Consider the following 13,620-nt stretch of genomic DNA (forward strand, 5'->3'; position numbering starts at 1 on the left):
CTAATCGCCCCAAATATTTAAATATTCTAATTGTTTATTTTACAGTTATAATTTTTACTTATTCTTGAAGGCTGATTAACTAGGGCTTGCTGAATAATGGTAAAACCCTTTTAAAATAAGGCTTTTGACCTGTTAAAATCCGATGTTCATGCTGCGAAAATAGGATTAAGACCTTCAAAAACCTGGCATTATCCTTTTTTAGTACATAAACTGGTACAAAAAAAGAGGGCAACAAAGCCTGAAACGACCGGCTACTGACTCGGAGACTCCTGACTCCTAACCCCACCAACAAACTTTTTCAGCAAACCCTAACTAGGGTTGGGCAAAACAGCTTGTAAGCTATATTTAAAGTCAGTCGAATCGGTTAGTTTCGTAGGTTGGGTTGACGCAAGGAAACCCAACAAAAAGCAATGAGAGGAGAGGAAGATCGAGCGCCGATTCAGACGGATTTAGGTGTTGGGTGTTGGGTCTCGCTTTCCCTTAGAAGCGAGAGGTTTTTCTTCAACCTATTTATTCGCTCAACCCAACCTACGGTAATTGCTATGATTACCATAGTAAACGCTTATATTCCCGATGTCCAAATCCAGGGTGAGAGCATCTCAAACGCTATTGACAATTGGTCAATTTTGTGATCCGCGTGGGCATTTCAAGTGATACCAGTCAATCAGAATAGTTACGAAATCGACCCATTTGGTCGATTTTTGCTTAACAATTGAGATGGCAAATTCTCCTCAAATATGCCTGAATCGCACTCTGGGTAAGCAACTCACATAAAGTTCATTTTGTCAAGGATTGTTAAGATGCGCTTACCCTGACCGACATTTAAGGTAAATCGCAATTTTCTCCTTAAACAATACCCGATCGCAGGGCAATTACGGCCGCTTGTACTCGGTCGTCCACGGCTAATTTATTCATAATTCCCCGCACATGGGTTTTAATCGTATTGGTGCTTAAATAGAGTTGTTCGGCGATTTCAGCGTTACTTTTGCCCTCAACAATTAACTTTAAAACCTCCATTTCTCGCTCCGATAAAAGTGCTAGATTGGGATTAGGTTGCACTGCTGGCGGTTTGAGATTATCCATGACTAAACGGGCAATTTGGGGGTCTAAATAGGTGGCCCCATCCTTGGCCGCTTCAATGGCGGCCAAAAGGCGATCGAGACTGGCTCCCTTGATACAATAGGCATCAGCACCACTAGCCAGAGCTGCGATCACTTCCTGTTGGAGAGTGTGGGAAGTGAGCATGACCACATGAACATTAGCTAAACCTTCCTTAATCTGTTTAGTTGCCGCAATGCCATCGAGACGGGGTAAACCGATGTCCATGACCACTAAATCCGGCCGTAGGGATAGGGCTAATTGTACCCCCGCTAGACCATCACTAGCTTGACCAACAATCTCAAAATCCGGCTGTTCACTGAGCGCTTGTTCTAAACCTAACTGCATTAAAGGATCGTCTTCAACAATTAAAATCCGCATGATCTTTGATTCCTAACGGGAAAATGTACGGTTTTCACCCATCTGCATGAGGCAGAACTACTCCTAGTTTAGGCAATCTGGAAATAGATTAACAGTGACCAGTGACCAGTGATCAGTGACCAGTGACCAGCGACCAGTGAAAGATACTAAATTTATTGAAAATTGAAAACTTAAACCTAATAACTTAAAACTTAAACCTGATAACTGATAACTGATAACTGATGACTGATAACTGATAACTGATAACTGAAAATGCTGCGTATTTCATCAGATCGATCTAAAATTGTGCTTGTTGCCCTAGTTTATCTGGGTGTTGGTTGGCTAGGCTATCTCTGCTTAAATTTAGGGTCGCGACCTGCCCCGATTTGGATGAGTGCTGGTATTGGCTTAACTGCTGTTTTTTTAGGGGGAAAAAGGCTAGTTTTAGGCGTTTTTATCGGGGATTTGCTTCTTACCTTCTTTTTAGGGGCCAGTTGGCCCATAGCTCTATTTTCGGCGATCGGTAGCAGTTTATCGGCTCTGTTAGGGGCGCAATTCTTGCATTATCTGAGATTTTCCGCCACTTTACAGCGCATTCGCGATATTCTTTTACTGGTATTTTTAGCGGCTTTATTAGCCTCGGCAGTCAATGCCACTATCGATACTTTTGCCCGTAGTTGGCTAAATACTTGGGATTGGCGACAATTTGGACAGTCTTGGGGCATGATCTGGCTCGGAGATAGTACAGGAATATTAATGACCACGCCGCTGCTGTTGCGTTTTTGCTTCAATCGTCACTCCCTGCGGGAACCACGACAACCCCAACGCTTTGGCGAGGCCTTACTTTGTCTGAGTTTGCTAACGGTGGTGACTTCTGTGGTTTTTGGTGATCAACCAAATTTTCTTAACCCCGATTGGAGTATGGTGCAGTACCTCGAATATCTGCCTTTTCCTTTTGTGGTTTGGGCCGCCATGCGTTTTCAGACTTGGGGAGCGGTAATAGCGAATTTTTTAGTATCTATTTTAGCTTTGATGGGATTGGCCAGGGGAATCAGCCCTTTTATCCTACAGGCTCCCGATTATACCAGAGGTGTCTTGATCTTACAAATCTTTTTAGTCATTGTCATGTCAACTTCTCTGTTTTTATCGGCGGCGATTAGCGAAAGACAACAGATCGATCGAGCTTTAAATGAAACTTTAGAAAGAGAACATTTAGTAACACAAGTTGCTTTAAAAGTCCATCAATCTTTAGATATAGATCAGGTTTTAAATACCATTGTTGAGGAAATCAGAAATTTTCTCGATGCCGATCAAGTCTATATCGGTCACTGTCAAGAGCGGGGTTGGTCTAAGGTAATCGCTGAGTCCCGTCGTCCCCAGATTCCCTCGCTGATGGGTTGGTTTCCCGAACCAGAATTACTGGAAGAATTGGGACAATTATTTTCTTTAGATAAGTTAATTATTGCTGATAATACCGCTAAGGTGCAAACTCTGCCCACTCTCAAGGGTTATTACGAATACCTGCAAGTTAAATCCTCTTTAGTTTTACCTCTAACGGTTAATAATCAACATTTAGGCGCTTTAGTTGTCCATCAATATTCCCATCCTCGTCATTGGCAAAAAAGCGAGGTCAAATTATTAGAACAGTTAGCCACCCAAGTTTGTATTGCTATCGGCCAAGCGCAACTATATCAGAGGGTGCAAAGCTTGAATAATAATTTAGAACGGGAAGTGGCAGCAAGAACCCTGGAACTGCGGGAAAAAGTCCGGGAAATTCAGCGTTTATACGAAATGAAAACGGTTTTTTTACAGGCAGTATCCCACGATCTTCGCACTTCGATTATGGGATTAGTGATGTTATTAAAAAATTTACAGTGTCAGCAAACAGAAAAAGTAACTATCTCGCGAGCAATGCTTGATAAGGTGGTGCGTAGTTGCGAGCGACAATTAACTTTAATTAATGCTTTATCAGAAAATCATTTTGCTGAAGAACGGCCTTTAATCTTGCATCGTCAACCTCTATCTCTAAAAAAACAGGTGGAAATTTGGCTGAAAGATTGGCAAAAAGATTTTGATTTATATCAAGCTACTTTTATTAATCTTCTCCCCGATGACTTACCCGCTATTGATGCCGATCCTTGTCAGCTAAGAAGTGTTTTTGAACAATTATTAAATAATGCCTTAAAACATAACCCTTCACCGATTCAATTAGCTTTAGATGCTCGTATTGACCAAGATATGCTCTACTGCACTTTAAGCGATAATGGCATTGGCATGGATGAGGAACAATGTCAACATCTTTTCCATTTATATGTAAGAAATCTTCATAATCAACACCTAACGGGAATCGGTTTAGGTTCCTACCAATGTCGGCAAATAATCGAGGCTCACTCTGGGAGAATTGGGGTAAAAAGTACCCCGCGGGTTGGCTCACAGTTTTGGTTTACTTTACCCCTTACCCATCAAAATTCTAGAGTGATTAAGCAGGAGTTAGTCAACAGTAATCAGTGATTTTTAACAGGATCGAGATAATTATGCTTACCCGTCAATCTGGGGTTAGATTTGCTTTAGGTTTATTGATTATTTTCAATATTTTCTATTTTGTCCATCTCGCCTACTATAGCTATGTTTGGCACGATGAATCTTTGGTCTTACTGCATCTTTCTGGTTACACACCCGAACAGTTAATTAACTATCTGTTCGATGGACAAATTAAATCTACAGAACAACTCTGGCAATTTCAAGGGGTTAATTCCGTGAAAGGTTTTCCTGATACCTTAGCCTCTCTTTATACTAGCTCAAATTATGATCTACCTCTCTATTACAGTTCCCTCTGGTTTTTAGCAAGATTATTAGGCAATTCTTATTTAGTCTTAAGAGGATTTTCGGTAATTATTTGGTTTGGTATTTTAGGGAGTTTTTACCATTTAGCTTTGACTTTATTTAAAAATAAAAACGCCGCTTTAATCGCCACTACACTTATCTTCTTTTCCCCGCGTTTTACTGGTTATGCTCTAGGAATTTGGGAATACGGACTATATGTTTTCTGTTCGATACTTTCTAGCTGGTTATTTCTCAAAGCTATTGATTCCTCGCAACCGAAAAAAGATTGGTTTTTCTATAGTTTATCCCTAATTGCTGGTTTATATACCCATGTTTTCTTTATCTTTGTTTTAGTGGTTCATAGCCTATATTTTCTGCTACAGCTGAATTATTTTAACTTTTTAACCAAAAAATACTATAGCATCAGCTTACTTGCTTCCCTGTGGATTTATTCAATTTGGTTAACCCGGATTTTTACTGGTCGATTTACTATCTTTGGATGGTCAAAAGGCAGTTTAACCCTAGAGGTACTTTGGCAAAGATGGGTAAGAATGATCGCTCGTTTATTTTATAATTTCAGTTTAGCCAATCCCACCATCAACCCTATTATTGAATACTGCCTAATTATCCTCGTCATCATCTCCTTTATTTATCTGGGCAAAAAAGCCGATAAAAAAGTTTTTACCCTGATCATTCTCCTGACAATTATCCCCTTTTTCTCTCTTTTAGCGTGGGATCTAATCAGAGGATTTCGCTACACGGCTGTGGGCAGATTTTACTTACCGAGTTTTCTCGGTATGCTGCTGGCAGTTACCTTTTTACTAAGCAACGGATTACAGCAGCGCCAAGGCTGGGCAAAAATTCTCTTAATATTATTGCTAGTTTTCGGATTAATTGCCAAAATTCCCTATCCACCGCCGGCAGCTAGATATGTGGGTTATGGTAGTAATATTCCCAACGCTTATACAATGATTAATCGCAGTCAAAAACCTCTAATTATTTCAGAACATTGGTTAGATACCTTGCCCCTTATCCATACTACTGATGCTAAGACAAAGTATTTATTTGTTCCGTCGAACCCTAGAGTTTCCATCCCATCCTTAAAAAATCAATTTACCGATATTTATCTCCTCAATCCTTCCCCCAGTCTCAGACAATATTTAGATGACCAGTCTATACAATTATCCCCTACGGAAAATCAAGCCTTTTGGCGAATTGATTAAAAAACCATTGACCCCTCTTGCCAAAACAGACCACAACCTGATAGACTCAATAAACCAAGGCTTCAGGGAATAGAATTGGGCAGTTCATCCCTAAGAGGGATTGACTTTTACAAAGTTTTATGCTTGCTCAACTGGAGAGTCCCCGAAATCTGGTGATTAAGAGTTTTAGCCTCTTGGCTACCGGACTGACTAAGCAGACCTAACAAATTCAACTGTATGATACCGAGTCAAGACATCGGCGAGGCAGTAGATTCAGTCAGAAAAACTGACGCACAAGACTTCTCTAATTTAATGCCTAGACCTGGCTGGCAACAAGTGGCGGGTTTAGGTAGAGACTGTTTTTGGTATTGAACCCCGATTCTTTTCGTTCTTTACCGGTTTTAGTGATTGCCAATAGGGATTTTAAGCCCGTAATTGGTTGAAAATTTCTATTTATTCGCAAAAATTCCCAGTCGCTCCCTGTACTAATCCTAGAGATCGACTTCATGATCAGTAATTTTCCCCAACCAATTCTCTGGAAATGACCTTCCAGAACAATTTAGTTATTTTATGAGTAGCAATGCCTTAACCAATCGTGAACATCTAATCGAACTGTATAATCGAGGTGAACGCAACTTTGCGGAAGTCAGACTTAGCGGAGTCAATTTAAAGAGACAGTGTTTAAACCAGATTAACCTAAGTCATAGTTACTTAAAACGAGCCAATTTAGCCGAAGCTTGTTTAATTAACGCTAATTTCAAGGACGCTTCCCTCGAAGAAGTTAATTTAAGCAAAGCTTGTCTTATCGATGCTAACCTGACTAAAGCCGACCTTTCTGGGGCAAATTTGCGCCAAAGTCAACTAAGCGGCGCGATTTTGAGTAATACTGTTCTCAAAAAGGCTGATTTAAGTTCTGCCTGTTTAATTCACAGTAGCTTACTTTTTGCCCAACTGTTGAAAGCGAATCTCGAAGCGGCTAATCTCACCTCAGCCACTTTAACCCATGCCATGGCGGAGAAAGCTAACCTAAAACGGGCCATTCTCACTCGTGCTATTCTTAGCTCTGCTAATCTTAGCCATGCTAACTTAAAAGAGGCTAACCTAATTCGAGCCTATCTCTATCAAGCTAATCTGGAAAACTGCCATCTTCAATACGCCGACCTCAGCTATGCCGATTTGCGCGGGGCGGATTTACGGGGGGCGGATTTACGTTGTGCTAACCTCGAAGGTGCTAATCTGACGGGAGCTAACCTCAATTGTAGCGATTTTGAGGGGGCTAACTTAACTGGAGCCGATTTAAGTAAAACTGACGCTAATAAAGCCAATTTTCGCCAGGCTAACTTAACCGGTTGTAATCTGCTCGGCGCGAATTTAGCCTCCGCTAACCTTTCTGGTGCTAATCTACACCAAGCGGGATTACTCTTGAGTTATTTAGTGGGAAGCAATCTTAAACGAGCTAATCTCAAACGAGCTAACTTAATTGGGGCGATTTTAACCGAAAATAATCTTCTTTCCGCTTCCCTCGAAGAAACTATTCTTCCTAACGGTAGTCGCGGCAATCTCCTTTCCTAATATTCCTAGAAAAACCCGGTTGTAGAGACTTTTCCGCCAAGATTTCTATAACCGTGGGATTTTTCCCAAGGAGATGGGAGTATTTTCAGTGAACAGTAAACAGTGAACAGTGAACTGAAAACTCACATCTGATAACTGATTCAAGGCTGACTCCTAACCCGACCAACAAACTTTTTCAGCAGGCCTTGTGTATTATGTCCCTTTTTGTATAGCTCTAACCTGTTTAACCTCTAATTCTAAGGCGGATGCGACTTGCTCAACACTTAACCCCAAGGCCAACAAACGAGGAACCGCCTCTAGTGCTTTGTTTAGTCTGCCTTCCTCACGACCTTCCTCACGACCTTGCTCGCGACCTTCCTCGCGACCTTCCTGACGACCTTCCTGACGCGCTTCTTCGCGCACATCTTGAAAATACTGAGTTTGTTTTAATTCATCTAAACTAAACATAGTTTCTATCTCCCGACGATTGAGAAGCGGTAACTTATAAACGAGAATCGTCTCTATTAATTGTAAGAGTTCTTGCGGTTTTTGGTCGGGGGTTAATTCTTGCCTCACTCTTTGGATTAATTTTCGGGTGCTATCAATCGCTTTTGCTTTAGATAGGGTGATTAATTGGACTGTGGCTAAACCAATGGAAGTTTGAGGAATGTTTTCTAATTCATTCAGATAAATCCGTCTCACTCGCTCGGAGTTGAGGAGTTCCCGATAGCGTTGAACTTTATCGGTTTCTACTTGAGGGTTAGGATAAACAATCACACCCCGCCAATCATTGGTTAAGTCGGTTTTACTGAGATATAAGAATATTTCGGTGAAAAAGCGCTGATAAAAAGCCTCATCTTCCTGAAATTGTACCTCACAGAAGTAGATAGGAGTCTGGGGGTGATTATTTTGAGGCAGAAAGACTCCATCAAGACGAAAAGAAAGTTGTTTGACTTCCACTGAGTCAAAGCGGTAGTTATTCGCTTCGGTGATAGGGAGTTGAATTAATTCAAAGAAGATAGAGGGGAAAGATTGAAAGAGTTGATAAAAAATCGTGTCAGTTTTCATGCTCTTATTTTATAGCACTACGCGCTAAGATTAGGACGTTTTGCTCACCCCTAACGCCCCTTAATAAAGGGGGGAATAAGGACCGACTTTAACCCCTAAAATAGCTCAATCTTAATCATTACTGATTAATTTAAGATGTTTCCTTGGCGAACCCTTCCAGTCTCTCCCTGATGGGCTTTTTTTCCAGATTCATCAATAAAAAACGGAGAATACTTGACAAATTCGGGGGGGGGGGGGGTAGAATGAGGCTGCTTATTGCTGTTAAGCAATGATTTATTGGGTATAAATATCAATTTTTCCCCATTCTTAGCCATGAAATTAACTTGTCAATCAATCAAAAATGACTAATCAACTGCTAAAAGCCCTTTGCCTTCCGGCGGTGACTTGTGCCGTTTTCAGTGCCATTCCCGCCCATGCTGCCATTTTTACCGCTACCTATACGGGTACTGTTGCAGCACCCACATCTTCACCCCTTGTCGATAACGTTAGTGTCGGTGATACTGCGGTTATCACCTATCAGCTTGACAATGGGGGAACTTCCCTGTTGAGCCAAACATGGAATGCCACTGACATTGTGACTGTCACCTTCAACTTTGGTAATGGAGCCCACGTTACCACCTTTAATCCTAATGGGGGTGATGGGTTGGATGGTACTACAGGAAGCTTTGTCACCAATGCCTCAGGACAGTTAACGGCTGTTCCTTTTGATTGGTCTGATTTCAATAATGTCAATGTCGTCTCAACCAATTCTACACAAACACCTATAGAATGGTACGTGAATGGGTTCAATGGCGTTTACTATACTGACCCAAATTATTATTACGAGGTCAATTTGACCAATGTAGAAGGTAACATCGATCCTGCTAACTGGACTATTCAACCTGCCCAGATACAGACAACCCCCGAACCAGGCACCCTTTTAGGCTTATTAGCGGTGGGTTCTCTGGGTTTATTGGCTCGCAAACGGCAATAAATGACCAATTCTGCGGTAAGGAAGCTTTAAAAGCCTTCCTTTTTGGTTAGGGAAAAAGGCGCTCTCGCTTATTGAATTTTGGCACATAATGGATAAGTAGCTAGACACAATTAATTACACATATCTAATACTAAGTAGGGTCTGCTGAAAAAGTACGGGCGAAGCATTCGGATAGAAAATCTCCGGTTTCACCGATAGGTTATTGCCCGAATGCTTCGCCCCTACAGAACGCGGGCCGATGAAGACGCAAGGTTTTGAACGACGATTCTCTCAAAATCTTGCACCTGTTTCGGAAGAAAAGCCCCAAAACCCTTACTTTGCCTACATTTCACATTTATTCAGCAAACCCTAAGTAGGTAGGTATTAAAAACTTTCAGATCCCCCCGTCTATCGGCACCCCCCTTATCAAGGGGGGCAGGGGGGATCAAACCTAAAATCCATTTTTAATTTAATTATAACCAGCTACTTAACTAGGGTTTATAACTGGGAAAATCGATATAACCTTCCTTGTCAAAAGAATACCAATCCTTCATCTCAGCATCGGGATTAAGAGGCCAATTATTGGCGAATCTTTCCACCAAATCGGGATTACTGATATAGGGACGACCGAAAGCAATTAAATCCGCATCTCCTAACTGAATAGCGGCTTCAGCAGTTTCTTTTGTATAACCACAATTGCCGATTAAAGCACTATTAAAAACAGCCCGAAACTCAGATAAAAGCATCGGTTGACCCTTTTCATGAAAACCAAAAGCCAAGCCATCTAGCAGATGCAAATAAGCTAAATTGTACTCATTTAATCTTTGGGCAATATAGAGAAAAGTTTCTCGAAAATCCTCGGAACCCATGTCATTATAAACGCCATTGGGAGACAGACGCACCCCCACCCGATGACTGGGAAAAACAGTTAAAATTGCCTCGACTACTTCCTGTAAAAAACGATAGCGATTTGCCAAACTGCCACCGTACTTATCCTGACGCTGATTAGTGGCCGATTGCAGAAAAGTATCGATTAAATAACCATTAGCCCCGTGAATTTCTATGCCATCAAACCCCGCTAATTTTGCCCTCTGAGCGGCTTGACGGTAATCGGCGACAATTGCGGGGATTTCCTCGGTTTCTAAGGCTCTAGGGGTCTCGTAGGGCTGTTTGCCGATGGGTGTATGCAACTCCCCCTTAATCTTAATTGCGGAAGGGGCAACGGGTAAAGCCCCATTTTCCTGAAAACTAGGGTGAGAAGCGCGACCACAGTGCCACAATTGACAAAACATTGGTGTTCCTTTTCTTTGGGCGATTTTTGTCACCATTTGCCATGCTTGCGCTTGTTCATCGGTGTAGATACCAGGGGTATTTTGCCAACCGTTAGCTTGGGGAGAAATTACCGTCGCTTCCGTAATCATTAATCCCGCGCTGGCCCTTTGCCGGTAATACTCGGCCATTATCTCATTAGCAAGACGTTTTTCTCCGGCTCGCGCTCGCGTCATGGGAGCAAGCACAAGACGATTTTCTAAGTTTAAATCTCCCAATTTAAATTGACTTAAAAGAGCTAGGGAAGTAGTGAAGGAAGTCATCGAATTTGCCGATAGAGAGTTTAGGTTAATTTTACCGCAATTAGTTAAAACCAGACAATCACACCCGAGGATGATTGACTGGCTAAGTAGTCGGACATAAATAAACAACACTATGTTAAGGAATGTAAAATAGGCGGTTTTCGGTGCTGCATACAGCCTTCTACCCTATTTACAAAACTTTATACAGCAGCGAAAACTTATGTCCGACTACTTATCTGCGAGATTGTTCCTCTCCTAAGTGAGGAGAATTAATCGGGTCAATTAGCTGAATATAATTAATCTTGTTCATAAATATAACTATAATTACCAGTTATTTAATTTATTAATCTTCCAAAATTAAAGAGACATAAACTATATTTTCTGGGAGTTGAGTCATGATGTGTCGGTATAAAATAGTGTAATTACGCTTATGTTTACCTGACCAGAAATAGTCATTGTGGAGATGTCTAGTAACTGGTGTTTTACCTATAAAACAGACTTCCTAGTGACTGAAACGAAACCCTTACTATTCGGTGCTTGCGAATTTTAAGATGGTTTTTCAGAATCAGCATTTTTTAGGGAACCTACCCAAAAATACCCAAAAGAGGCAGACAGCCCCTACAGTGCGTTGATAAAAATGGGAAAACACGAGTTTTTAGCAAGCATCGTGCATTTAATTGTGCTAATCTCGAAAAAATTGCGGTTTTTTCACAATTTATTTAGAACTAATTTATTAGTAAAAAAAGATGTTAAAACAGTCTTGATCGACTTGGGCTTTGTGGCTAGTATGTAAAGCATATAGCTTCTTCGTTGGAGACCCCTAAATGAAAGCCCTATTACTGTGGCCGCTGATGCCCAACTCCTTTTGGTCCTATCAAGAGACTTTAAATCTAGCCGGCTTGAGAGCAACCAATCCGCCTCTGGGTTTAATTACGGTGGCGGCCCTGTTGCCATCCGATTGGGAAATCCGGTTTGTTGATCGCAATGTCCGATTGGAAACGGCTTCGGATTGGGAGTGGTGCGATCTGGTAATCATCTCCGCCATGATCATTCAGAAAAAAGACTTTCAAGAATTGATTGCCAAAGGGTTGCAGTTGGGTAAAAAAGTGGCTGTGGGCGGGCCTTACCCCACCTCCTATCCAGAAGTTGCCCAAAAAGCTGGGGCAGATTACCTGATTCTGGATGAAGGAGAACTGACAATCCCGCTGTTCCTGGCAGCCCTAGAGCGGGGTGAACCGAGTGGTGTCTTTAGAGCCAGCGAGAAACCAGATGTAACCATGACACCGATCGCCCGCTATGATCTACTAGATCTGGATGCCTATCTGGCGATTACCGTGCAGTTTTCTCGCGGTTGCCCCTTTCAATGCGAATTTTGTGACATCATCAACCTCTATGGCCGCAAACCGCGCACCAAAACCCCAGAACAAATGTTGGCTGAGTTGGAGACGTTATATCAACTGGGATGGAGGCGCTACATTTTTGTTGTGGATGACAACTTCATTGGCAATAAGCGGAATGCCAAGGTGTTTCTGCGGGAGTTGATCCCCTGGATGGAGCAACACCAGTATCCCTTTAAACTGATTACGGAAGCTTCCCTTAATCTGGCCGAAGACAGTGAACTGATTGAGTTAATGGTCAAGGCCGGCTTTATGCTGGTGTTTATGGGAATTGAGACACCAGATACCGATAGCTTAATGGGCATTAACAAGGTTCAAAACACCCGCCAATCCCTGATCGAATCCTGTCACAAAATTACCCGCATGGGGCTGCAGATTATGTCTGGCTTCATTATCGGTTTTGACAATGAGAAACCTGGCGCAGGGCAGCGGATCAAAGATTTTATTATGGAGGCGAGTATTCCCCAGGGGCAGTTTAGCCTGCTCCAGGCACTGCAAAATACTGCCCTGTGGAATCGCCTGCAACGGGAAGGTCGTCTGGTGGATGGCATGGGCACTTTCCATCAGGGAGCCATGATGAACTTTGAGCCAACTCGCCCGGTGGAAGAGATTACCGAAGAATACATCGATGCTTTCTGGGAAATCTACGATCCTGTTAACTACCTGAAACGAACCTTCAACCATTTCATGATGATGGGGGGATGGCGCGGCAAATCGAACCGTAAATTAGATTGGCAACAGTGGCAATTGTTCCGTTCCTTGCTCTGGCGGCAGGGGATTGTCCGACCGACGCGGTTCCGTTTCTGGTGGCAACTGGCGGTGATTGCCTGGGTCAAGCCCCGTCTGGTAGAAGAGTATCTAGCGACCCTAGGGATAGGTGAGCATTTTTTTGCCTATCGCTATGAAGTAAGAGAACAATTACTAAAACAACTAGCCGATTTGAAGCAACAGAAAGCAAGGGTAGCCCAGCTGGAAAAAACGCTCAAAAGCTAGACAATAGCGCCGACTAACAGTCATTTATCCCTAAACAGCGCTCTTGAATCCTACCCCAAAAGTGATCGGGGGGAAGATTCAGGTACTTTTTCCCTGAAAATTAGGTAATTGACCAGATGAAAATCGGTAAAGCCTACACCCCACACCCTGCCCCCTTACTTTTTCAGCAAACCTTAATTAGGGCTGGCTGAATAATGGTAAAACCCTTTTAAAATAAGGCTTTTGACCTGTTAAAATCCGATGTTCATGCTGCGAAAATAGGATTAAGACCTTCAAAAACCTGGCATGATCCTTCTTTTAGTACATCAACTGGTACAAAAAAAAGAGGGCAACAAAGCCTGAAACGACCGGCTACTGACTCCTGACTCCTGACTCCTCACCCCACCAACAAACTTTTTGCCGCAAGCCCTAATTAGGGTCTGCTGAATAAATCTAAAAACCTTGTTGGATAAGACTTGTGGACGTTTTTCCCCTCAAAAAGTGCCAGCCATTGCGGGGATCGGGGGGAAAATTCCGGGACTTTTTCCCTGAAAATTAGGTAGTTGACCACCTGAAAATCGATAAAACCCCACACCCCACACCCCACACCCCACACCCTGCCACCA

The 13,620-nt window shown here is 42.4% G+C and carries 10 protein-coding genes; 6 read left to right on the forward strand and 4 right to left on the reverse strand.

The genetic code is table 11. The features are described from left to right. Positions 1-846 precede the first annotated feature (846 nt). On the reverse strand, positions 847-1,479 hold the full coding sequence (locus IM456_RS12780; RefSeq protein ID WP_002798381.1) for a response regulator: 633 nt from the start codon (positions 1,477-1,479) through the stop codon (positions 847-849). A gap of 252 nt (positions 1,480-1,731) precedes the next feature. On the opposite strand from IM456_RS12780, the gene IM456_RS12785 reads away from it, so the two are divergent. The 4 genes from IM456_RS12785 (at position 1,732) to IM456_RS12800 (ending at position 7,055) form a co-directional block, all read left to right on the forward strand. Then, on the forward strand, positions 1,732-3,969 hold the full coding sequence (locus IM456_RS12785) for a sensor histidine kinase (protein WP_287693853.1): 2,238 nt from the start codon (positions 1,732-1,734) through the stop codon (positions 3,967-3,969). Between the two features lie 23 nt (positions 3,970-3,992). After that, entirely contained in the window at positions 3,993-5,504 is a 1,512-nt protein-coding gene (locus IM456_RS12790) for a glycosyltransferase family 39 protein (RefSeq protein WP_287693856.1), read from the forward strand. A 216-nt stretch (positions 5,505-5,720) separates the two neighbouring features. Further along, positions 5,721-5,855 (forward strand): hypothetical protein, encoded by a 135-nt coding sequence (locus IM456_RS12795; RefSeq protein WP_255520608.1) that lies wholly within the window; start codon positions 5,721-5,723, stop codon positions 5,853-5,855. A gap of 198 nt (positions 5,856-6,053) precedes the next feature. Beyond that, a complete protein-coding gene (locus IM456_RS12800; RefSeq protein ID WP_149987654.1) occupies positions 6,054-7,055 on the forward strand; it encodes a pentapeptide repeat-containing protein in 1,002 nt (333 codons plus the stop codon). Positions 7,056-7,247: 192 nt separating this feature from the next. On the opposite strand, the gene IM456_RS12805 is transcribed toward IM456_RS12800, so the two are convergent. After that, positions 7,248-8,102 carry an Rpn family recombination-promoting nuclease/putative transposase gene (locus IM456_RS12805; RefSeq protein WP_287705204.1) on the reverse strand — a complete coding sequence of 285 codons (855 nt, stop codon included), beginning with the start codon at positions 8,100-8,102 and terminating at the stop codon, positions 7,248-7,250. 340 nt (positions 8,103-8,442) lie between these two features. On the opposite strand from IM456_RS12805, the gene IM456_RS12810 reads away from it, so the two are divergent. Further along, positions 8,443-9,075 carry a PEP-CTERM sorting domain-containing protein gene (locus IM456_RS12810; protein ID WP_149987918.1) on the forward strand — a complete coding sequence of 211 codons (633 nt, stop codon included), beginning with the start codon at positions 8,443-8,445 and terminating at the stop codon, positions 9,073-9,075. Between the two features lie 470 nt (positions 9,076-9,545). Here the strand turns inward: IM456_RS12810 and IM456_RS12815 are convergent, their stop codons facing one another. Beyond that, positions 9,546-10,646, reverse strand: coding sequence for an alkene reductase (locus IM456_RS12815; protein WP_287693073.1), 1,101 nt, complete (start codon positions 10,644-10,646; stop codon positions 9,546-9,548). A gap of 803 nt (positions 10,647-11,449) precedes the next feature. Between IM456_RS12815 and IM456_RS12820 the strand changes: the two genes are divergently transcribed. After that, a complete protein-coding gene (locus IM456_RS12820) occupies positions 11,450-13,015 on the forward strand; it encodes a B12-binding domain-containing radical SAM protein (protein WP_149987916.1) in 1,566 nt (521 codons plus the stop codon). Between the two features lie 412 nt (positions 13,016-13,427). Here the strand turns inward: IM456_RS12820 and IM456_RS12825 are convergent, their stop codons facing one another. Further along, positions 13,428-13,610, reverse strand: a complete 183-nt coding sequence (locus IM456_RS12825; RefSeq protein ID WP_287712782.1) for a hypothetical protein — start codon at positions 13,608-13,610, stop codon at positions 13,428-13,430. Positions 13,611-13,620 lie beyond the last annotated feature (10 nt).

Source organism: Microcystis sp. M079S1 (assembly GCF_020246425.1).
In the GTDB taxonomy this organism is placed as follows: Bacteria; Cyanobacteriota; Cyanobacteriia; order Cyanobacteriales; family Microcystaceae; genus Microcystis; species Microcystis aeruginosa.

Excerpts from the sequence above, each read along its gene's own strand:
- IM456_RS12790 (WP_287693856.1), top strand. The coding sequence starts at position 3,993 with ATGCTTACCCGTCAATCTGGGGTTAGATTTGCTTTAGGTTTATTGATT.
- IM456_RS12805 (WP_287705204.1), bottom strand. The coding sequence starts at position 8,102 with ATGAAAACTGACACGATTTTTTATCAACTCTTTCAATCTTTCCCCTCT.
- IM456_RS12785 (WP_287693853.1), top strand. The coding sequence starts at position 1,732 with ATGCTGCGTATTTCATCAGATCGATCTAAAATTGTGCTTGTTGCCCTA.
- IM456_RS12815 (WP_287693073.1), bottom strand. The coding sequence starts at position 10,646 with ATGACTTCCTTCACTACTTCCCTAGCTCTTTTAAGTCAATTTAAATTG.
- IM456_RS12800 (WP_149987654.1), top strand. The coding sequence starts at position 6,054 with ATGAGTAGCAATGCCTTAACCAATCGTGAACATCTAATCGAACTGTAT.
- IM456_RS12810 (WP_149987918.1), top strand. The coding sequence starts at position 8,443 with ATGACTAATCAACTGCTAAAAGCCCTTTGCCTTCCGGCGGTGACTTGT.
- IM456_RS12820 (WP_149987916.1), top strand. The coding sequence starts at position 11,450 with ATGAAAGCCCTATTACTGTGGCCGCTGATGCCCAACTCCTTTTGGTCC.
- IM456_RS12780 (WP_002798381.1), bottom strand. The coding sequence starts at position 1,479 with ATGCGGATTTTAATTGTTGAAGACGATCCTTTAATGCAGTTAGGTTTA.
- IM456_RS12795 (WP_255520608.1), top strand. The coding sequence starts at position 5,721 with ATGATACCGAGTCAAGACATCGGCGAGGCAGTAGATTCAGTCAGAAAA.